Annotated in this window: 17 protein-coding genes, 1 tRNA gene and 1 pseudogene; 13 read left to right on the top strand and 6 right to left on the bottom strand. The window is 65.4% G+C overall.

Annotated features, from left to right (window positions below; genetic code table 11):
- Positions 1 to 101: 101 nt before the first annotated feature.
- Positions 102 to 2,693, bottom strand: a complete 2,592-nt coding sequence (locus IU459_RS09430) for a hypothetical protein (protein ID WP_195129083.1) — start codon at positions 2,691 to 2,693, stop codon at positions 102 to 104.
- On the bottom strand, positions 2,690 to 3,037 hold the full coding sequence (locus IU459_RS09425) for a hypothetical protein (RefSeq protein ID WP_195129082.1): 348 nt from the start codon (positions 3,035 to 3,037) through the stop codon (positions 2,690 to 2,692). Before IU459_RS09425 ends, IU459_RS09430 begins: the two co-directional genes overlap by 4 nt.
- A gap of 468 nt (positions 3,038 to 3,505) precedes the next feature.
- On the opposite strand from IU459_RS09425, the gene IU459_RS09420 reads away from it, so the two are divergent.
- The 9 genes and pseudogenes from IU459_RS09420 to IU459_RS09385 all read left to right on the top strand — a co-directional run bounded on the left by IU459_RS09420 (position 3,506) and on the right by IU459_RS09385 (position 10,251).
- Positions 3,506 to 3,850, top strand: coding sequence for a WXG100 family type VII secretion target (locus IU459_RS09420; protein WP_195129081.1), 345 nt, complete (start codon positions 3,506 to 3,508; stop codon positions 3,848 to 3,850).
- Complete coding sequence (locus IU459_RS09415; protein WP_195129080.1) at positions 3,847 to 4,143, top strand: WXG100 family type VII secretion target; 297 nt, start codon at positions 3,847 to 3,849, stop codon at positions 4,141 to 4,143. Before IU459_RS09420 ends, IU459_RS09415 begins: the two co-directional genes overlap by 4 nt.
- A 5-nt stretch (positions 4,144 to 4,148) precedes the next feature.
- A complete protein-coding gene (locus tag IU459_RS09410; RefSeq protein ID WP_195129079.1) occupies positions 4,149 to 5,576 on the top strand; it encodes an EndoU domain-containing protein in 1,428 nt (475 codons plus the stop codon).
- A 99-nt stretch (positions 5,577 to 5,675) separates the two neighbouring features.
- Positions 5,676 to 5,951, top strand: coding sequence for a hypothetical protein (locus IU459_RS09405; RefSeq protein WP_195129078.1), 276 nt, complete (start codon positions 5,676 to 5,678; stop codon positions 5,949 to 5,951).
- A 516-nt stretch (positions 5,952 to 6,467) separates the two neighbouring features.
- Positions 6,468 to 7,430, top strand: coding sequence for a hypothetical protein (locus tag IU459_RS09400; protein ID WP_195129077.1), 963 nt, complete (start codon positions 6,468 to 6,470; stop codon positions 7,428 to 7,430).
- Between the two features lie 704 nt (positions 7,431 to 8,134).
- On the top strand, positions 8,135 to 9,034 hold the full coding sequence (locus tag IU459_RS09395; RefSeq protein ID WP_324198805.1) for an N-acyl homoserine lactonase family protein: 900 nt from the start codon (positions 8,135 to 8,137) through the stop codon (positions 9,032 to 9,034).
- Positions 9,035 to 9,054: 20 nt separating this feature from the next.
- The gene (locus tag IU459_RS40040) at positions 9,055 to 9,453 is read left to right on the top strand and encodes an SRPBCC family protein (protein ID WP_195129076.1); all 399 of its coding nucleotides are present in this window, start codon (positions 9,055 to 9,057) and stop codon (positions 9,451 to 9,453) included.
- 116 nt (positions 9,454 to 9,569) lie between these two features.
- Positions 9,570 to 9,683 (top strand): annotated as a pseudogene (locus tag IU459_RS38380) (catalase); the annotation flags it as partial.
- A 268-nt stretch (positions 9,684 to 9,951) separates the two neighbouring features.
- A complete protein-coding gene (locus IU459_RS09385; protein ID WP_195129075.1) occupies positions 9,952 to 10,251 on the top strand; it encodes a hypothetical protein in 300 nt (99 codons plus the stop codon).
- 185 nt (positions 10,252 to 10,436) lie between these two features.
- On the opposite strand, the gene IU459_RS09380 is transcribed toward IU459_RS09385, so the two are convergent.
- From IU459_RS09380 to IU459_RS09365, 4 genes are all read right to left on the bottom strand, one after another.
- Positions 10,437 to 10,512, bottom strand: a tRNA-Arg gene (locus tag IU459_RS09380).
- 99 nt (positions 10,513 to 10,611) lie between these two features.
- Entirely contained in the window at positions 10,612 to 11,388 is a 777-nt protein-coding gene (locus IU459_RS09375) for a DUF1542 domain-containing protein (protein ID WP_195129074.1), read from the bottom strand.
- Between the two features lie 55 nt (positions 11,389 to 11,443).
- Positions 11,444 to 12,916, bottom strand: a complete 1,473-nt coding sequence (locus tag IU459_RS09370) for a flavin-containing monooxygenase (protein WP_195129073.1) — start codon at positions 12,914 to 12,916, stop codon at positions 11,444 to 11,446.
- An 80-nt stretch (positions 12,917 to 12,996) separates the two neighbouring features.
- Entirely contained in the window at positions 12,997 to 14,139 is a 1,143-nt protein-coding gene (locus IU459_RS09365; protein WP_195129072.1) for an acyl-CoA dehydrogenase family protein, read from the bottom strand.
- A 708-nt stretch (positions 14,140 to 14,847) separates the two neighbouring features.
- Here IU459_RS09365 and IU459_RS09360 point away from each other — a divergent pair.
- The 4 genes from IU459_RS09360 to IU459_RS09345 all read left to right on the top strand — a co-directional run bounded on the left by IU459_RS09360 (position 14,848) and on the right by IU459_RS09345 (position 19,664).
- The gene (locus IU459_RS09360; RefSeq protein WP_195129106.1) at positions 14,848 to 15,222 is read left to right on the top strand and encodes an ArsR/SmtB family transcription factor; all 375 of its coding nucleotides are present in this window, start codon (positions 14,848 to 14,850) and stop codon (positions 15,220 to 15,222) included.
- Entirely contained in the window at positions 15,219 to 16,334 is a 1,116-nt protein-coding gene (locus tag IU459_RS09355; RefSeq protein ID WP_195129071.1) for a cation diffusion facilitator family transporter, read from the top strand. The genes IU459_RS09360 and IU459_RS09355 overlap by 4 nt, the downstream gene beginning before the upstream one ends.
- Before the next feature lie 376 nt (positions 16,335 to 16,710).
- On the top strand, positions 16,711 to 17,994 hold the full coding sequence (locus tag IU459_RS09350) for a serine hydrolase domain-containing protein (RefSeq protein WP_324198804.1): 1,284 nt from the start codon (positions 16,711 to 16,713) through the stop codon (positions 17,992 to 17,994).
- Between the two features lie 32 nt (positions 17,995 to 18,026).
- Entirely contained in the window at positions 18,027 to 19,664 is a 1,638-nt protein-coding gene (locus IU459_RS09345) for a long-chain fatty acid--CoA ligase (RefSeq protein ID WP_195129069.1), read from the top strand.
- The last annotated feature ends 21 nt before the right edge of the window (positions 19,665 to 19,685 follow it).

Raw genomic sequence — 19,685 nt, 5'->3', positions numbered from 1 at the left:
AACTACCGTGAACACGGACGTACCTTCCCGACCGGCGTTGGCGCGCCGGCATGATCAAGACTTCGGACTGATAGATCATCCGGGAAGGTGCGTCCTTCCCGTCATCCACAGGTCCTGATCATTGCTCCGGGATCGGTCCGGGCCACCGCGAGGGCGATTGTGGCGAGCGCGTTGGTCTGTTGGTGAGGACTGGTAATGGTGTCGGCGATCGTTTCGGTGTGTGCGGTGAGTCGGGCGGCGTGCTCGGGGTCGGTCGGGGCCACCATCTTGATGATTTTGACTAGTGCTCTGGCCCGCCGGTAAGGGTCGGCGATGGTGTGCGTGATGGTCTGGGCGCGTTCGAGATCGGTCCGGATCACCACTTGGGCGACTGTGACGAGGGCGTCGTCCTGCCGGTCCAGGTCGGTGATGGTGTGGGCGATGGATTCGGCGCGTTCAGGATCGGTCTGGGCCACTACGTGGGCGATATTTCCAAGGGAGTTGGCCTGCTCGCGCGGGTGGGTGATGGTGTGGGCGATGGTTTCGGCGCGTTCGGTGAGTCGGGCCGCGCGTTCTGGATCGGTCCGGGTCACCGCCCGGGCGATTGAGGTGAGCAAGTCGGCCTGGTGGTGCGGTTCGGTGATGGTGTGGGCGATGGTTTCGGCGTGTTCGGCGAGTCGGGCTGCGTGTTCGGGATCGGTCCGGGCTACCGCAAGAGCGATTGAGGTGAGCGTTTTGGCCTGCCGGTAAGGGTCGCTGATGGTGTGCGTGATGGCCTCGGCGCGTTCGGGATCGAGCCGGGTCACCGCCCGGGCGATTGAGGTGAGCAATTCGGCCTGGTGGTGCGTGTCGGTGATGGTGTGGGCGATGGTTTCGGCGTGTTCGGTGAGTCGGGCTGCGTGCTCGGGATCGGTCCAGTCCACCGCAAGGGCAATTGAGGTGAGCAAGTCGGTCTGGTGGTGCGTGTCGGTGATGGTGTGCGTGATGGTTTCGGCGTGTTCGGTGAGTCGGGCTGCGTGCTCGGGATCGGTAGTGGCCACCGTCTTGATGATTTTGATGAGTGCGCTGGCCCGGGAGTGCGGGTCGCTGATGGTGTGGGCAATGGCTTCGGCGCGTTCGGGATCAATCCCGGCCACCACCGCGACGATTTTGGCGAGCGCGGCGGCTTGGGAGCGTCGGTTGGTGATGGTGTGGGCGATGGTTTCGGCGTGTTCGGTGAGTCGGGCAGCGCGTTCGGGATCGGTCTGCGCCACTACCTGGATGATTGCGGTGAGCGCTTCGGCCTGCTGATGTGGGGTGGAGTAGGAGTGGGCTAGGGCTTCCGCGCGGTCGTGTTGACCCAGGAGCGCCATCACAATCAGTAACTGGGTGGGGATGTTGTCGTTGCGGCTGTGGAGGCGATCTCGATGGCGGGCCAGGCGTGCGGTGCTGAGGAGGTCAGGGTCGGGTTGGTTGCAGATATGTTGTTGCACCGTGCGGATCTCACTCAACGCGGTGGCATCGCCACCTGTACGCACACGCATCCGATCGTGTCGAGCGGTGTCGAGCGCCGCCGTGACCATCCGCGCCAGATCGTGGTGTCTGTCGAGGACTGAGAAGTAGCGGCGCAGTAGGAAGTCAGGGGTGTCGGTCGGCCATGCCCGGTCTCGGTAGTGGTCGGCCCAGCTGTGGAGCCGGTCCATACCCGCGGTGAGGTGTCGCATGCCGAGTCGTTCCTCGGCGGTGCGTTGCAGGGTTTCGTGAGCCAGCACATAGACCGGGTCGCCGTGTCCGCCAGGCAGCGGCGGTGCCGTCGTGGTGCGGGTGCGGAAACTGCGTCCGGCCACCGCGCGCAGGAGCCCGTCGATCTCGTAGGGCGCCATGTCGGTGAGTTCGGTGAGTTCGGATGCGGTGAGGCCATTGGCGGCAGTGATCAGCGTGAGCAGGTCACGGTGTTGGTCGGGTCCACGAAGCAGCGCATCGAGTTCGGCGACGGCTTTGGCTTGGACGTTGGCGGCGAATGGAGATGATGTGAGCGGATAAGGCTCGGTAGCTGTCAGAGGGTGGCCATGTGGGATGGGCAGGGCGGGGCCGTGACGACTGGCTACGACGACCCGCAGGTTGAGGTCCGGCCGTGTCGGCAGCAGGGTGACAATCGGTGGTGTGCCGGTGTCCTCGTCCAGTCCGTCGACCACGAGCACCAGGCGTCGGCCGGCGTCGGCTTCGCGGCGTGCGGCGAGGGTGAGGAGTTCGTTGCGTAGCCCGTCGCGGTTGACCGTGGCGGCGGCGATGAGGGCTCGTTGGTCCGGCATCAGAACGGCGAGTTGATCCAGGACAGCGGCGGTGAACGCGCTGTGGTCGTTCTGATCGGCGAGGCGGTCGGTGATGAAGAATCCGATCACCGTCATGTCGGCTGGAGGGAACAGGGTGAACCATGACAGCAAAGCCGATTTACCCGCCCACGGCTCGGCCCTGATCCACATATACGGTTGCTCACCGCGGCAGAACTCGGCCACGTCATCGAGTTCGTCTTTCCGATCTCGCAATCCGTCGACCGGGGCGAGGAACTCGCGCACCTGTGACACGTACAGCGACCTGCCGGTGAGCAGTGCCCCGTTTGACACAACACCGATCTCGTAGCGGTTGTCGGTGTGATGGATCAACAGATCGCGCCCGGCTTTCACCCGGTCGAAGTCGTAGATCGGCGCGACGGGCCAGCGTGCCTTCTCGTTCATGGATGTGTGGGATTGTTACGGCCGGTGTCGATGTCCTCGAAGGACATGTCACCGCCGGACCGTACTCGGCGTGCTCTGACCCCTGTACCGGTCGCGTGTATTCCTTTGACCCGCAGTATTCTTCCTGCTTTCACGTTGCACAGATCGACACCGACGGTGGGCTCGTGTCCGGGTGGGGGTGTGGATTGTCCGCGCTGGACCCACAGTGATGCAGCGAACACGCCCACCGTCAGCACGGCGACGGCTACCCAGGTCCAGGCCGAATGATCCCCGCCGGTGGCGTAGTTCACCGCTACCGCCAGTCCCGTGGTCATCGCCGCTGTGGCCGCTGTCGGCAGTATCACTCGCGACAGTGTCTGTCCTGGTGCCACGTCATCCTCCCGCCGAAATGGTGAAACCGATCCTCACAGCCTCACGCCTAGAAAACCAGCCCACACCACCGATGCCGTCCACCAGCCCCCAACCGTTACAAAAACCCAGCCGCACAACCCCTTCAACATCCCGGACGGTCTTCTCCGGAAAGGCTGCCCTGCTGTCAGCGCTCTGAAATTTCGAAGAGCATCGACAACCGGTGGAGTTGAGCTCGACTGGATGTCGTTTGCCTGGTCCGGCATGCTGCGAGCTTCTCTCAGCGGGTCCGCCGATGGCTATCGCGCCGGAATAGGTCATTCAGCGATTTCGGCAGACCCGTAGGAGAATCTCGCACTGATCAGTACGACACCGTGTGGTTGAGCGAGCGGTGTCGGACGTGGTGTTGCGTTGCATGACGCAGCGGGATTGACACCCCTGGAGGTGATCGCTACGGTCCAGCCATGACTGATGGGGGAGATTCAGCCTCCGGCGCAAGCATTTCGGTTGTGCCAGAGGAGGTTAGAGAGGTTGGGCAATACACCTACGAGCTAGCGGAATCCTTGCAGTCCGCCCTGCGGTCCGTAGCTCAGGACGTCGCGGCTTTGCTCGACGGGGGCTGGTCTGGCGGCGCAGCGACCGACTTCTCCGCAGGGTGGTCCGAGGTCCGCGATGGGGGAGGTCAGATCATCACGGCGCTGAGGGAGATGGCTGAAAAGCTTGGTGTTTCCGCCCAAACCTACGAAAGGCGCGACTGCACCAACGCATCAGCGTTGAACACCTCGGCATCCAGCCTGGAGCTTCCATGAGCGAGTTCACCGTCGATGTCGACCAACTGGACCAGATCGTGGCCAGGTTGTCCGGCCTGGCCGGATTCATCAGTGATCACCTCGACGACATCGACGACAAGGTAGCAGGACTCACCGGTACCGGGTGGGAAAGTGTCGCAGGCCGGGCCTATTTCGAAGCGCATACGAAATGGGTCGCAGCCGCGCGGGAGTTCGCGGAGGGCGTCCGCGACATGAGCGACGCCGCCCGCAAGGCACACACGAAGTACATCAACGCTGCCGAGGTCAACAAGCAGATGCTCAACGGCGCATAACGCCCATGGGATGGACCATCGATTCCGGCATCTACTTCGATGCGGCAAAGAAATGCCAGCTTCTCGCCAGCGACATCTCTCTCGCGTTGGGTCCGTTGCTGTCCACGTTGGTCCACGAGTGCGGCGGAATGGCAGGCAACCACGAGAAGTGCCAGGCATGGATCACTGCCTACGACCAGTACGCCACCGATATAGTCGAACTGACAGCGGCCCTGGCGAACGCACTGCAGCGATACGGCGATGTGCTTGCCGCCACCGGCTACAACTGGTGGCAGGCTAACCGCTCCACCGCCAGCGGCACCGAACCGACACGTCCAACCGAGTCCCAACTGCTGTACGACACTGGGATGGATCTTCCCGCTACCGCTCAGGGAGACAACGGATCCGGAATCGACAGCCCGATCACAGGTCTACTGGAGAAGGTCGGCAAGATCCCCAACGGGGACGTCACCAAGTTGCACACTGCCGCAGAGGCGTGGAAAACGTTCTCCGAGCACACGAACATCACCGGGGTCGCAGACCGGATCAAGGGCATCAATGCCAAGTTCGCAGACAGTACCGACCCGAACATCATTGCGATCGAAGAGAAGCTGTCAACGCTGCAGAAAGCCGCGGAACTGTTGGCTCAGGCCGCGAAAGCGTTATACGGCCCGGTCCAGGGACACTACGACGCTCTCGACAAAATGCGCTCCGACATCCAGAAGGCTGTCTCCGACGCCAACAAGGAGCTCGCCGCATCGATAGCTGTCACGATCGCGGTCGTCGGGATCCTAGCCGTCGTAACTGGCGGTGTAGCCGCTGGGCCTGCCGCCGCGGGTGGCGCTGCGGTGACCACAGAAGTCGTCACGGCGGCGGCAGCGGTTATCCGCACTGCTGTTCATGTCAGTGACCTCATCCACATCTACGAGGCGGTCACTTCCGTTGGTTCTGCCGGCTCGGGGGTGTTCTCGGCCATCCCCGACCTCTCACAGGGCGGCACCAAAGCCGCTCTCGACGGTATCGCGGCAATGACGATCAAGCTGACCGATGGTGGCAGTGGCGGGAACCAGTGGGACAAGGTGGAGGGGGCGAAGCCCAACCCGGCGAAGATTACTATTTCTCAGAAACGACGGATCCATATCCTCGACGGCGACGGGAGTGACGACATCAACGGTGGTGGGCACGCGCCCGGGACTGGAATGCCCAACAAGACCGAGTTCCCTGACACCGATGACTGGGAAGACGACAAAATCATCGACCGAATAGTCGAGGTCGCGAAGAATCCGGACCAGCCGCCAGTCCTCCAGGACAACGGCAACTGGAAAGTCAACGGCACCCGCAACGGCGTCCAAATCGAAGTCATCGTCGCTCCTGACGGCTCAGTCGTGACCGGCTACCCCGTCGGTGGCGAGGGTGTAGTCAGGAACGACGCGAATGGTGACCCGATCAAATAGGCTAGGAGAGCGATGAATCCGGACAGGGCGGCACGAGAAGCACGAAAGCGTCAGCGGGATCCGCAAGCTATCGAAGCCCGTAACCGTCGGCTCAACAAGATGAGCAAGGACTCGCGAGACCTTCTCGAGAGCGTCGCCGACCGTCTGCCTTCTGACCTGGTCGACAGCTATCGGACCTATAGCGACGTTGGTGAGTGGGCGATGCTCGTCGACGTGCTGTGCGCCAGTCTGATCAAGCGCCGGATCCCGGTCACTGAAGCGGAACGCGATGCCGTGGCGAACGTGCTCGGCCAGTTCAATCTCCCAGTGGAGGGATATCGCTATCTCAACGATCCCCAAGGCGTGCTCTCGGAGCTTAACGTGGTCACCGCGTAGATCCTTGTGTTCCGATCGGGGCGGACGGCGGAGTCGTGCGCGGTGGCGGTGCGGTTCCGACTTTTATCTCCGGTAGCGGTTTCTTGGTCAGGGTAGCTGCCGGTACTGTGCCGCAGCAGGCCGGGTGGTTCGACTCCTGAGGGGCTCTAGGGTCAAGGGCGGGTGGGTAATACATCACCCCGGCTGGACGCTGGGCCTGTCGTGTGCCTACAGATTTCGCTACTGCGTACGGATCGGGTGTCGCGGTCAGCGACGCGGAGACGGAGACTGGCCTGATCCCTGTGGTTCGGTCCCGGGGCGATGGACACGCAGCCCATGGGCAACCGGGCAACGACTGGTCATCATGGGTACGCACCGGATCTCATTGTCGCGGTGTCTTACGCCTATTGGGCTGTCGCGTGACCACGGACGGTGATTGTTCGGGGATGGGTGGGCGTCGCGCGGTGGAACTGTCGGTGGTAGCTGACGGGCGGATGTGGTGCACTCTTGTCCGGTTGTGCGTAGGAGGATGAGACCATGACGGCGGTCGAGAATGCGTTCAGATGGGCTCGCGTTCAGGCCGTTCGGCATATGGCTGCGTGCGAGCGGACGGGCCTGCGGTGGAGCGAGACGACAATTACTGAGATCGTGACAGCCCACACCTCCCGGGCAGTTACCGTCGTTCCGTTTACCCAGCGAGCCGAAGTTCTCAGTGGTGCCGACTGGGTCTGGTGGTGGGTGGACGGCGCGGACGCTTACGGGATGCTCGTCCAGGCGAAGCGCGTGACCGTGGCGAGGAGCAAGTGGAACTTCGACTTCGGCTACGGAGCGAGGGGCGCGGCGCGCTCACAACGCGAGGTGCTTCGTTCCGCTGCTGCGGCGCTGGGCCTCCTGCCTGTATATGCGCTTTACCTCGGGACAGGTGACTACCGGAGGTGGGAGCGCTGCCCAGACGTTCACCGGAGCGGGCGATGCGTCCATTGCGTCAAGCGCACCATCTCCCTGATGCCTGCCCTGCTTGCAGACGAACGGCTTGTGAGTGACGCGGAGTCGACCTATAGGCGGTCTGTGGCACTGGAGGACATGTGGACACGCCCCCCGGCGAGCCCACCGCTGATACCGGCGCTCAAGAAGCAGCTCGCACCGGAACTCTCGGACTTCCTACAGAATCGGCAGGACGGCACACGAGCAGTCGCCCGTTCGATGATCGACCGGGTGTTGAGAGCTCGCTCCGAGCAGTTCAGCGCAGTATCGACGAGTGTCAAAAGCGAGCACTATGGCGGTCATGACCAGCTTGGCCCGGTCTTCTGCGACGTCCCCGACGACACCGGGCACTGGGGTCTAAGGTACTTCGAGCACACGCTCAACCCTCTGCGGCACGCTCCGCCCGGCTACGTCCTTGAGATCACCACGGGCGACTTCAATGAGGACCGTGTGGTATCGAACATGCCCGACAACGTCGCAGGCATCGTCGTGGTGCGAGTGCCGCAATACGAGTGAGCAGCAGCGGGTAGCCAGCCGAAAGTCCGGGGCTTCGATCTTCCCGAAGGTCATGACTTCGAATTGATATCTCACGGTGCATGTTTCATCGTGATTGGACCCCGTGATTCGGTCCACCTGATCGAACCAGCGGGGTCAGGTCAATCGAGCGTCGCAGGTACCGGTACTCGGCAGGACACGCAGAACATGGGCAACTGAAAAACGCCTGGTCATCGTGGACGTGTACCCGATCTGACATGGCGCCGCAGCGCGTGAACCATCGGTCGGCAGGTGACGATGCAGATCAAGGCGCCTGGGGCCGAGCTGCAGCGGATATGTTCGGCTCGTTCGATGGTTGCGGCTCGAGACGCGTCACGCATGAACGAAATGCGTTGTCCACGTTGGTGAATAATTGTCAATGGCGGTGACCGGCACCGCTGGAACCGCTCACGCTCCGGTGTGAAGGTACGCGGTCCACAGCGACGGGGTGGCCGGAAGGGTGTCGCGCGCAGTGCGGATGGCGTGATGCAGTGCGTGGGGTTTGTGTAACGCACCACCGCGTCCATACGCGGTGACTGTGACAAACCGGCGGTCGCTTCGCGTTTCCGCCAGTCGCTGGCTCGTCAGTCGGGGTGACTTCGCGATGAACATCACAGCACAGCTATGGCGCAATAGTAGATGTCGTGTAATCTAATTACACGACATCTATTCTTGAAGGAGTCATCGTGAGCACTGCCCTGGATCCCATCTCCGGTGTGTCGGTCATCAGTACCGGCACCGTCGCCATTCGCCCCGAGCACGTCGGGCCGACCTGGAAGAACACCTACGTGTGGCTGTTCACCTCGCGGCGTTGGACCGACCCGCGGCCGATCAACGCCTACGTCATCGAGCATCGGGAAGGCATCGTCCTGTTCGACACCGGCCAGGACCGTGCCTCGGTCACCGACCCGAACTACTTTCCCGGCGGGCTGAACGGGCTCGTTTACTCGCGGCTCGCCGAGTTCGCCATCGAACCGGCACAGACGTTGTCGGCGGGGATCCGCCGCCTCGGGCATTCGCTCGGTGACATCCATACCGCGGTGGTGTCGCATCTGCATCAGGACCACATCGGGGGGCTGCCGGTCCTCGGCGGCTCCGACATCGTCGTCGACCGGATCGAATGGGAATCCCTGCACAAGCCCCTGCCCGAGGCCCGTGGGCTGATGCCGAACCACATCGACCTTCCCGGCTTGCGCTGGAAGCACGTGGAGCCGGAGGGGCTGGCCGAACCGGCGCTGCGTCCGTTCGATCGTGGTCACGACCTGTTCGGTGATGGCAGCCTGGTGCTGCTGCGCACTCCCGGCCACACCCCGGGATCGCTGTCGATGCTGGTGCGCCGCCCGGGGCAGCACCCACTGCTCATGGTCGGCGACCTCACCTACGATGATCGTCTGCTCGCCGAGGGCGAGCTGCCCGGAGTCGGCGACAAACGGCAGATGCGGTCGTCGGCGCAGCTGGTCAACGAGCTCCGTGCCGGGTTGCCCGGACTCGTTGTGCTGCCAGCTCATGATCCTGGCGCGGCTGCTCGACTGGCGGATGCGCTGGCGAACCCGCCGGCGCGGACCGGGGCGGGGGCGCAGCTGTGATCAGCCAACAATCCGCACGGATGCTCGTGGATGTGACTGCCGATGAAGTACGAGCCGTCCTGCTGGACCCCTTATCGCTGGTCGATTGGAACCCGGCGTTTCTCGAAATCAGCGGTCGACCCGTCCCGGTGGTCGATGAAGAGTACCGATTGACCGTCCGGCCCGGCCTGTCCGGAACGTTGACCTATACGGCAATCGAGTCGAGTCGCATCGTAATGCGTTGGCACGTACCGGGATTCACGGAGATCGGGCACTGGAGCATTCGATCACGCGATTCCGGAACGGAAGTCGAGCACGATTTCGGTCAGCGCGGGCCGCTAGCCGCGACGCTCGCACCCGCCTACCGCGGTGTCGCTCGCCTGCGCCTCACTCGGCTTGCCGAGCGGCTTGCCGGGCCATCGCGCCCCCCGGGGCGCTGAACGGAGTCGCTGCCGGTGATGCCCATGTCACGGCCACTGACACGGTGTTTCACCTGATCGCGCCGGGCCGAGGGCGTTTGACATGGCGACGCAACTTCGCTGGTGACAGGTACATAGACGGCGACATCATGCGTGCCGCCTATGTCCAGCACCGCGAGGACGATGATTGGGGCCAGCCGGGAACGCTCGTCCGCACTGTACTGGATGCTGGAGCACGCGATCGCCTCGTTCATATGAGCGACCCGAGTAGATTACCGGCCGCTGTGGCCAGCGGCGACCGGATCGACTGCATCGCGGTGGATGTCGATGGGCGGCGACTCTTGCAGATTTCAGTTCGAATTTCGCGGTAACAGAAGGTGTTTCGTACGCGCTGCTTGGTTGGTCGTGGACTGTACAGAGGGGTGCTGTGGAGGGCCCGCCCTTTCCGCTTCGGGGCGGATCGGCATCCATCCGCGCGCCTGCCAGAACTGGGGTGTGATCTGGTCGAGAATCTCTCGGGTGGCTGGCGACAATGGGGTCAATCCCGCCGACTCAGTGATGTCCGAGTTGGACGTGTCGGTGGGTCGGGGCACGGTGGCCGCCGCGGGTGGAGACAGCAGTCGTGCAGTTGCCGGATCGAGTGATGGCGAGGTCGGATTAGCTGGCGAGCAAGCTGTAGACGCAGTGGGTTCGGGGTGGTCTTTCGAGGTTCAATATGTCGGCGGTGCGGAAGGCGAACGCATTGCCGCCGCCCAGGCGAAGGCGCTTGCCGCACTGTTGAAATGGCAAGCGGATCACTGCGAAGTCGACCGGTGTTGAATCCAGCGCGCTGCCGACTCGGTTCCCGGTCTCGTGCTGCTAGAGGTTTGTACCAGACCAGTCGTTTGACCTGCGCGTCTTCAGTGTGCGCGCGAAATCGCGCATGAACGACGAATAGTGCCCCTGAGGAATCGAACCTGCAACGCGAAAAATCGCTCTGACCTGCGGAAATGACTGTCTCAGGTTGGTGCCCTCGGCAGGATTCGAACCTGCGACACCCGCTTTAGGAGAGCGGTGCTCTATCCCCTGAGCTACGAAGGCTGGTTGTGGTGGGCGGTGTGCCTACCCGGGACGTCCGCAGTCTACCGGGTCGAGGGCTGGGAGTCCGCATCGCTGTCGTGGGGAGTTGCTGGAGGCGGATCAGAAGCCGCCGTCGAAGCCTCCGCCGCCGTCGAAGCCTCCGCTATCGAAACCACCGCCGTCGGTGCCGCCGGAGTAGTCGCCACCCTGGTCGGGACCGCCGTGGTCAGCGGCCAGACCGTCCTGGTATCCCTCGCCGTATCCGCTCTCGAACCCGTGGGCGTCGTACCCGACGCCGGACATTCCGGAGAACAGGGACGTGAACAGCAGTGCTGAGCCGAGGCCCCAGGCGCCGCCGATCAGCGCGGGCTTCCACCAGGGTTCGGAGTACCAACCCGCGGGAATCGGTCGTCCGGCGACGCGGCCGCCGGGGTAGTAGTTCGGCGTTGCCGGCGAGGGCTCGGGTGAGGCCGCGATCTGTCTGCCCTCGTACCGGACTACGCGCTTCTCGCTGACCTGCCCGGCGATGTCCTGGCCGTCGAGTGCGGCGATCGCGGGACCGGGGTCCATGCTCATCGCGGTGCGCGCGGCCCTGATGTAGTAGAGCCCTTCCAGTGCGGTCTGTTTGGCCAGCCGTGCCTGTGCGGGAGTGCTGGCCCGATCGAGTTGCGCTCCTGCGGCGAGATGTCGCTCGGAGGCGTCGGCCAGTGCCTGGGTCGCCGCCTCGTTGCCGCCGGTAAGGCTGTAGACCTGGCCGCCGAGTCGCTCGTTCACCTGCCTGGCATCGGCGAGCGCGTCGGCCAGTTCGATAGCTGAGCGCTGCTTGCTCCGTTGCGCCAGCCATACCAGCAAGGCGACCAGCACAACGATCACCACGACGATCAGCAGCCACCGCACGGCACACCTCCGCTCGACCCCGGATAAATGCCAGTTTACTGGCGAATTGCCGAGGTTATGCCGAGTGCGCAGGCGCCTGCGTCTCGTCGTAGTCGGACGGGTCGAACGTCCTTGTTTTCCAGCGGTAGAGCACGGTGGCGCCGGGCCAGTTGTTGGTGATCCGTCCGGCGGCGTTGCGGTACCAGCTGGTGCAGAAATTCCACGGGGTGTCTTTCAGGCGGTGCTGGAGCCAGTCGTCCCAGCGCTGCTCGATGCTGGGGCGGGCGGCGAGGGAGCGGCCTGGGCGGTCGGTGAGGTACCGGACGACCTGGCGGATGTAGCGGGCCTGGGATTCCAGCATGTAGATGATCGAGCCGGAGCCTACGTTGGTGTTCGGGCCGTACATCATGAACAGGTTCGGGAACCGTGGCACGGAGACGCCGAGGTAGGCGCGGGCTCCGGCGGCGCCCCACACATCGGCCAGCTTGCGCCCGTCGAGGCCGTAGATGTTCATCGGCGCGAGGAACTCGGTGCCCTTGAACCCGGTGCCGTAGACGATGACGTCCACCTCGTGCTCGACGCCGTCGGCGGTGCGGATACCGGTCGGGGTGATCTCCTCGATGGCCGTGGTCTCCACGGTGACGTTCGGCTGCGCCAGCGCGGGAAAGTAGTCGTTGGAGAACAGGCCGCGCTTGCAGCCCGCCGCGTAGTCGGGCGTCAGTTTCGCGCGCAGCTCGGGATCGGGGACCTGCTTGGCCCGGTGCCGGTCGGCCAACCCGATCACCGGTGTCTTGATCGCCGGGATGTCGGTCAGCGCGAGCGCGAGCACTTCGAAAAACGACCAGATGGCGAAGCGCTCCGCGATCCGGCTGGGTGGGAAGTACTTGAACAGCGCATGGTGCCAGGAGCTGTACTCGACATCTGCCTTCGGCAGCACCCAGGCCGCCGAGCGTTGGAACAGCGTGAGGTGGGCGGCCCGCGGCTGGATACGCGGGATGAACTGGATCGCGCTTGCTCCGGTGCCGATGCAGGCGATGCGCTTGCCGGTGAGGTCGACCTCGTGGTTCCACTCGGCGGAGTGGAACGCGGGTCCGGTGAAGGTATCGATGCCGGGAATGTTCGGCATGGCAGGACGCGACAGCTGGCCGACGGCGGGGATGAGGATGTCGGCGGACAGCTGCGAACCGTCGGCAGTGCGCACGGTCCACTGGCCGCTGTGCTCGTCGAATTCCGCGTCGGTCACCTCGGCGCCGAAGCGGATGAATGGATGCAGGCCGTACTTGTCGGCGACGCCGCGCATGTACTCGTGGATGTCGCGCTGTTCGGAGAACCGCCGCGGCCAGTCGGATTTCGGTTCGTAGGACCAGGAGTACAGCGGCGAGGGCACGTCACAGGCCGCGCCGGGGTAGGTGTTCTCGCGCCATACGCCGCCCAGGTCGTCGGCGCGCTCGAGGATGGTGAACGTGTCCAGCCCGGCACGCCGCAGTTCCAGTGCCATGCCGAGTCCGGCGAATCCGGCTCCGATGATGATGATGGACGGCGAGGTCATGCACCGAGAGTACGGCGGAGTACTCGCAGGCCGAAGACATCCGCGGTCACGCGATTGGCATTTTCGGCCACCTCGGGCGGTTAGTTCCCGGCGAGCTGGCGCGCGATGACCATGCGCTGGATCTGGTTGGTGCCCTCGAAGATCTGCATCACCTTGGCCTCGCGCATGTAGCGCTCGACGGGGAAGTCCTGGGTGTAGCCGTAGCCGCCGAACACCTGCACGGCGTCGGTGGTGACCTTCATGGCGGCGTCGGTGGCGACGAGCTTGGCCACACTGGCCTGGCGGGAGTACGGCAGCCCTCGGTCCCGGCGGCGCGCCGCGTCGATATACGTGGCGCGTGCGGAATCGACGGCGGCGGCCATGTCGGCGAGGACGAACCCGAGGCCCTGGTGATCGATGATGTGACGGCCGAATGCTTCGCGCTCCTTCGCGTAGGCCACGGCCTCGTCGAGGGCGCGCTGCGCCAAGCCGGTGGCGACTGCCGCGATGCCGAGACGGCCGGAGTCCAGTGCGCTGAAGGCGATCGAAAGTCCCTGGCCCTCCGCGCCGATGCGGCGTTCGGCGGGCAGGAACGCGTCGTCGTAGGCGGCGGTGGTGGTCGGTACCGCGCGCAGGCCCATCTTCTCCTCGGGCTTGCCGAAGCCGAGTCCTTCGGTATCGCCGGGCACCAGGAAGCAGGAGATGCCCCGGGAGCCTTCGCCGGTGCGGGCGAACAGGGTGTAGAAGTCGGCACGGCCGCCGTTGGTGATCCAGGCTTTGGCGCCGTTGATCCGATAGCCGCCCTCGACCGGGGTGGCGCGGCAGCGCAGCGCGGCCGCGTCGGAGCCCGCGTGCGGTTCCGACAGACTGTAGGCCCCGATGGTTTCGCCGGACAGCATCCCGGCCAGCCAGCGCTGCTTCTGCTCGTCGGAGCCGAAGTTGAACAGCGGATGACACGACAGGCTGTGCACGCTGACCGCCACGGCGACCGCGGCCCAGCGCGCGGCAAGCTCCTCGAGCACCTGCAAGTACACCTCGTAGGGCTGATCGCCGCCGCCGAATTCCTCCGGATACGGCAGGCTGAGCAGTCCGGCGGCACCGAGTGCGGGGAAAACGCCCTCAGGGAAGATGCCGGTCTTCTCGCACTCGGCTACCCGCGGTTCGAGCACCTTGTCGGCGATGTCGCGGGTCAGCTCGAGCAGATCCCGGGCCTCCGGGGTGGGCAGCATACGGTCCACTGGCATTGATCTACTCCCGGTCGCTCGGTGCGCTTCTCGTGGTTCACAGTAACCGCGCGTTATCCCCGCGCGTGCTCGTCCTCCGAGGCGGTGCTCGCCAGGCGGTGTCGTCCGGCTTTGCGGCAATTCACCTGACCGGGGCCAGGGTCGCGGCGGGCGAGCGGCGTGGGCGCTGGAGGCTTATGCCCGGGATGTATACCGTGTGCAATGCCTTGCGCCGGGCGTCGAACGCATACGAAGCGCGGGTGGCAGCGAAACCGGCCGATCACCACGATTCGGACGAAGATGGCCGCGTGTGCGCACCATTCAGTGCACAATGGCCGGATCGCATCGGTGAAGTGCCCGCGATTGGCGTGCGGTCGAGATGCCGGGGGCACTCGCACGTTCCGCTTGCACGTGCAGCTGTGTGTGCAGCACGCACCCGGATTTCCGTCTGGCGCCGCAGTGTTCGTGCTGGTCAACCGGGTAGCTGGTGGGCGAGAACCGAAACCGCCCGTGCACCTGAGAAATTGGTTTGTCTCATTCGGGTGATATCCACGCGATCGGCTGGCGCAGTAGCGCCACACTCGGCTAGAACAAAGCTGTTCGGATCGGGGTCGACCGGTGTGTCGGCGGCGACGCAGGGGGTGTCGCCGGCACGCCGGCCTGGACGCGGCGCTGTACCGGGACCCCCGTCTGTTCTAATATCTGCGTATGAATGCAGATAACCAGGAAATGCGGCCCCTGCTCGCCGAGGACCAGGTCGGGCTGGTTGTCGAGGTGTTCCGGATGCTGGCCGACCCGACCCGCGTGCAGGTGCTGTGGGCGCTGGTCGACCGCGAACTGTCGGTGACCGACCTGGCCGGACAGGTCGGCAAGCCCGCCGCCTCGGTGTCGCAGCATTTGGCGAAACTGCGGATGGCGCGCCTGGTGAACACCCGCAGGTCGGGCACGACGATCTTCTACCGCTTGGAGAACGAGCACATCCGGCAATTGGTGGTGGACGCGGTGTACAACGCCGAGCATGCGGGCCCTGGCGTTCCGGCACACCATCGCGGGGCGGGCGCGGTGCGCGAACTGCCCCGCCACGGCGAGGCGGACGCGTCATGAGCTGGGCGAAACATGCTGCCGGAGCGCGCGTCACGGCGAGCGAGGGGACCGGTCGCCGCCGCGCACCGGATGCGCACCTGCGCGAACACCGGCACCAGCACGGCAGCCATCGGCACCAGCACCGCCACGCCGGTCACCATCACGAGCGCCGGACGGGCCTGCTCGGCGCACTGCGCGAAATCTTCGTCCCGCACAGCCACGACGCCGCCGACAGCATGGACGACGCGCTCGAGGCCAGTGCGATCGGCATCCGCGCGGTCAAACTCAGTCTGGTGGTGCTGGGGTGCACGGCGGTGCTCCAACTGCTGATCGTCGCCGTGTCCGGTTCAGTGGCGCTGGCGGCCGACACCGTGCACAACTTCTCCGACGCGCTGACCGCCGTGCCGCTGTGGATCGCGTTCGCGCTCGGACGCAAGGCGGCGACCCGGCGCTACACCTACGGGTTCGGCAGGGCGGAGGACCTGGCGGGGCTCTTCGTCGTCGCGATGATCGCCTTGTCGGCTCTGATCGCGGGATACGAGTCGGTCCGCAGGATGCTCGATCCGGTGCCGATCGACCATCTCGGCTGGGTCGCCGCGGCGGGACTGATCGGGTTCCTCGGCAATGAGACGGTCGCGCTGTACCGGATCCGGGTGGGGCGGCGGATCGGCTCGGCGGCGCTGGTCGCCGACGGTCTGCATGCACGCACCGACGGGTTCACCTCGCTGGCTGTGCTACTCGGCGCCGGGGGAGTGGCCTTGGGGTTCCCGCTGGCGGACCCGATCATCGGTCTGCTGATCACCGTCGCGATCCTCGCGGTCTTGCGGACCGCGGCGCGGGACGTGCTGCGCAGGTTGATGGACGCGGTGGATCCGGAGCTGGTCCTCGCGGCCGAGCGGGCACTGGCCGCCGAGCCGGGCGTGCAAGGCGTGCGCAGCCTGCGGATGCGCTGGATCGGGCATCGCCTGCATGCCGACGTGGAGCTGGACGTGGCGCCGACCATCACGCTCGCGGACGCCCACCGGGTCGCGCACGATGCCGAGCACACGCTCACCCATGTGATGCCGAAGCTGAATACCGCGGTGGTCCATGCGTATCCGGCGCATGCCGAGGTGGCGGTGCCGAGCTCATAGCTGGAACCAACGCGAATCCGCCGGCCAGGTCGCGGTGCCGAAGTGAAAGCCGGGACGAGGCGCATCCGCCACCGAGGTGGCGGAAAAGCTGACCAGCCGGGACCGAGAGTATCCGCCACCGAGATGGCGCGGAGTTCACCAGTCTGGATCGACAGTATCCGCCACCGAGATGGCGCGGAGTTCACCAGTCCGGATCGAGAATGTCCGTCACGGAGGTCGCGGCGGCAGGGCTGACCAGCCGGAACTGAGGGCATCCGCCGTCGGACAGGTGGTTTCGGGGAATCCTCCGGGGCTTGCCCGGTGCGGCTTACCGTTGGGTAGCATCCCCGGTGTGATGTGGCTCATGGTCGGTGTGTACTGAACCATGCTCGCGCGCGTGCCAACCCTTCCGAAGCTGCCCGACCTGGTGCGACGCAGTCCCATCCCGGAAGATCTCGACTCCGTCGCGTCGATCGGCGCCGAGGTGGCGCCGACCGAGGTCGGCCTGGCGCCCGACTACGCCGAGCGCATCTGGCGGCGGATGCGGCTGGTGTACCGCAGCGGTGTCCACCCCGCCATCCAGGTGTGCGTGCGCAGGCACGGGCAAGTCGTCTTCGATCGGGCTCTCGGTCACGCGCACGGCAACGGTCCCGGCGACGGGCGCGATGCGCCGAAGGTTCTCGTGGACACGCGCACCCCGTTCGTCACCTACTCCGCGTCCAAAGGCGTCACGGCTTTCGTCGTGCACCTACTCGTCGAGCGTGGACTGCTCGAGTTGCACGCGCCGGTCAGCCGCTACATCCCCGAATACGGATGTCATGGAAAAGAATCCATCACGATCGGGCAGGTGCTCGCGCACCGGTCCGGCGTCGCGAGCCTGCCGAGGGAGGCGCTCACCGCCGAAGCGGTCGCGGATCGGGAACGGCTGGTGCGGAATCTGTGCGCGGTGCGCCCGTCCGCGCCGCCCGGCCGCTTCCAGTCGTATCACGCGCTCTCGGGCGGTTTCATCCTGGGCGAGGTGGTGCACCGCGCGACCGGCAAGGACATCCGCACCGTTCTGGCCGAGGAGATCCTGCGTCCGCTGGGTTTCCGGTGGACCAATTACGGGGTGTCGCCGGAGGATTTCCCCAAGCTCGCGCACAACTATCCGACCGGGATGCCGCCGATGCCGCCGCTGTCCAATGCCATGGACCGGCTGCTGGGCGTCAGCTTCGCCGAGGCCGTCGAGACCGGCAACGATCCGGCCTATCTGAGCGTCATCGCACCCGCCGCCAACCTGGTCAGCACCGCGGTGGAGTTCACCCGTTTCTACGAGATCTTCCGCCGCGGTGGCGAACTCGACGGCGTGCACGTGATGCGGCCGGACACCATCGCCGCGGCGCTCGTCCCACAGTCCCGGATCGAGCCCGATCTCACGCTGGGCATGAATTTCGGCTTCGGGTACGGGCCGATGCTCGGCGGCCGGGTATTCAGCCTGTTCGGGCCCGACACCACGCGCGCCTTCGGTCATCTGGGTTTCACCAACAACGTCGCCTGGGCCGACCCCGAGCGTGCGCTGACGTGTGCCGTGCTCACCAGCGGCAAACCGATTCTGTATCCCGAAGTGATCCGCTGGATCGGCTTGCTCTACGGGATCACGTCGGAGACCCCGAAGGTGGCCGATACAGACCTGGCTTTCTGAGCGGAAGTCATTGGAGAAATAGAGGAGTTCCGATGTTCAGCACTATGCAGGACGAGCCTTTGTCGCTGGCGACGTTGCTGCGCTACGCATCGACGTTCGCCGGGGATTCCACCGTGTCCACCTGGACCGGTACCGGCGTGCGCACCATGACCTACCGCGAGGTCGGCACCGAGTCGGCGCGGTTGGCGAACGCGCTGCGCGGGTTGGGAATCGGGGTCGGCGATCGGGTCGGCACGTTCATGTGGAACAACAACGAGCACCTGGTCGCCTATATCGCGGTGCCGGCGATGGGCGCGGTGCTGCATGCGCTGAACATCAGGCTGTTCCCCGAACAGGTCGTCTACGTGGCCAATCACGCCGAAGACCAGGTGGTGCTGGTGGACGGCACGCTGGTGCCGCTGTTCGCCCAGATCCTGCCGCATCTGACCACGGTCCGGCACGTGATCGTGGTCAACGGTGACGCGGCCACACTGGAGGCCCCCGAGGGCGTGCAGGTGCACTCCTACCCCGAACTGCTGGCCGCGCAACCGGACACCTACGACTTTCCCGTGATCGACGAGCGCTCGGCCGCCGCCATGTGCTACACCTCGGGCACCACGGGCGACCCGAAGGGCGTGGTGTACTCGCACCGCTCCAACTGGCTGCACGCGATGCAGGTCAGCGCGAACAACGGGATGGGCCTGTTCGAAACCGACTCCATCCTGGCCATCGTGCCGCTGTTCCACGCGAATGCGTGGGGACTGCCGTACGCGGCGCTGATGTCGGGGGCGAATCTGCTCATGCCCGACCGGTTCCTGCAGCCGGGTCCGCTGCTGGAGTGCATGGCCGCGCAGAAGCCGTCCTTCGCCGCGGCGGTGCCGACGATCTGGGGTGGCGTGCTCGCGGCGCTGGCGGCGAATCCGCAGGACATCACGCATCTGCGTGCGGTGGTGGTGGGTGGTTCGGCGGTGCCGCCGTCGATGATGCACACCTTCGCCGACCGCCACGGGGTGCGGGTGCTGCACGCGTGGGGCATGACCGAGACCTCGCCGCTGGGCAGCGTCGCCCATCCGCCGGCGACCGCGGTCACCGACGAGCAGAAGTGGACCTACCGGGTGACCCAGGGCCGGTTCCCGGCCGGGGTGCAGGCCCGCCTGGTCGGCGACGACGGCGTGGTGCCCAACGACGGGGAAGCCCTCGGCGAGCTGGAAGTGCGCGGTCCGTGGATCACCGGCTCCTACTACTCGCCCGACGGCACGGCGGTGGACCCGGAGAAGTTCCACGACGGCTGGCTGCGCACCGGCGACGTCGGCAAGATCACCCCCGACGGGTTCCTCACCCTGGTCGACCGCTCCAAGGACGTGATCAAGTCCGGTGGTGAATGGATCTCGTCGGTGGACCTGGAGAACGCCGTGATCGGCCATCCCGCGGTCGCCGAGGCAGCCGTGATCGGTGTGCCGGACCAGAAGTGGGACGAGCGCCCGCTGGTGGCGGTGGTGCTCGCCGAGGGCGCCGAGGCGAAACCGGAAGAGCTGCGCGAGTTCCTCGCCGACAAGTTCGCCAAATGGCAGTTGCCCGAACGCTGGACCTTCATCGCGGAGGTGCCCAAGACCAGCGTGGGCAAGTTCGACAAGAAGCGGCTGCGCAGCCAGTACGCCGACGGCGACCTCGACGTCACCACCCTCGGCTGAGCGCTTGCTCTCGGTGACCGG

The organism is Nocardia amamiensis (genome assembly GCF_015477605.1).
GTDB classification, from domain to species: Bacteria; Actinomycetota; Actinomycetes; order Mycobacteriales; family Mycobacteriaceae; genus Nocardia; species Nocardia amamiensis_A.
This window is presented reverse-complemented; position numbering and strand designations above follow the sequence as displayed.

Bases quoted from the DNA above. Each gene is read 5' to 3' on its own strand.
- IU459_RS09430 (WP_195129083.1), bottom strand. From the start codon at position 2,693: ATGAACGAGAAGGCACGCTGGCCCGTCGCGCCGATCTACGACTTCGAC.
- IU459_RS09420 (WP_195129081.1), top strand. From the start codon at position 3,506: ATGACTGATGGGGGAGATTCAGCCTCCGGCGCAAGCATTTCGGTTGTG.
- IU459_RS09415 (WP_195129080.1), top strand. From the start codon at position 3,847: ATGAGCGAGTTCACCGTCGATGTCGACCAACTGGACCAGATCGTGGCC.
- IU459_RS09410 (WP_195129079.1), top strand. From the start codon at position 4,149: ATGGGATGGACCATCGATTCCGGCATCTACTTCGATGCGGCAAAGAAA.
- IU459_RS09405 (WP_195129078.1), top strand. From the start codon at position 5,676: ATGAGCAAGGACTCGCGAGACCTTCTCGAGAGCGTCGCCGACCGTCTG.
- IU459_RS09400 (WP_195129077.1), top strand. From the start codon at position 6,468: ATGACGGCGGTCGAGAATGCGTTCAGATGGGCTCGCGTTCAGGCCGTT.
- IU459_RS40040 (WP_195129076.1), top strand. From the start codon at position 9,055: ATGCTCGTGGATGTGACTGCCGATGAAGTACGAGCCGTCCTGCTGGAC.
- IU459_RS09370 (WP_195129073.1), bottom strand. From the start codon at position 12,916: ATGACCTCGCCGTCCATCATCATCATCGGAGCCGGATTCGCCGGACTC.
- IU459_RS09365 (WP_195129072.1), bottom strand. From the start codon at position 14,139: ATGCCAGTGGACCGTATGCTGCCCACCCCGGAGGCCCGGGATCTGCTC.
- IU459_RS09360 (WP_195129106.1), top strand. From the start codon at position 14,848: ATGCGGCCCCTGCTCGCCGAGGACCAGGTCGGGCTGGTTGTCGAGGTG.
- IU459_RS09355 (WP_195129071.1), top strand. From the start codon at position 15,219: ATGAGCTGGGCGAAACATGCTGCCGGAGCGCGCGTCACGGCGAGCGAG.
- IU459_RS09345 (WP_195129069.1), top strand. From the start codon at position 18,027: ATGTTCAGCACTATGCAGGACGAGCCTTTGTCGCTGGCGACGTTGCTG.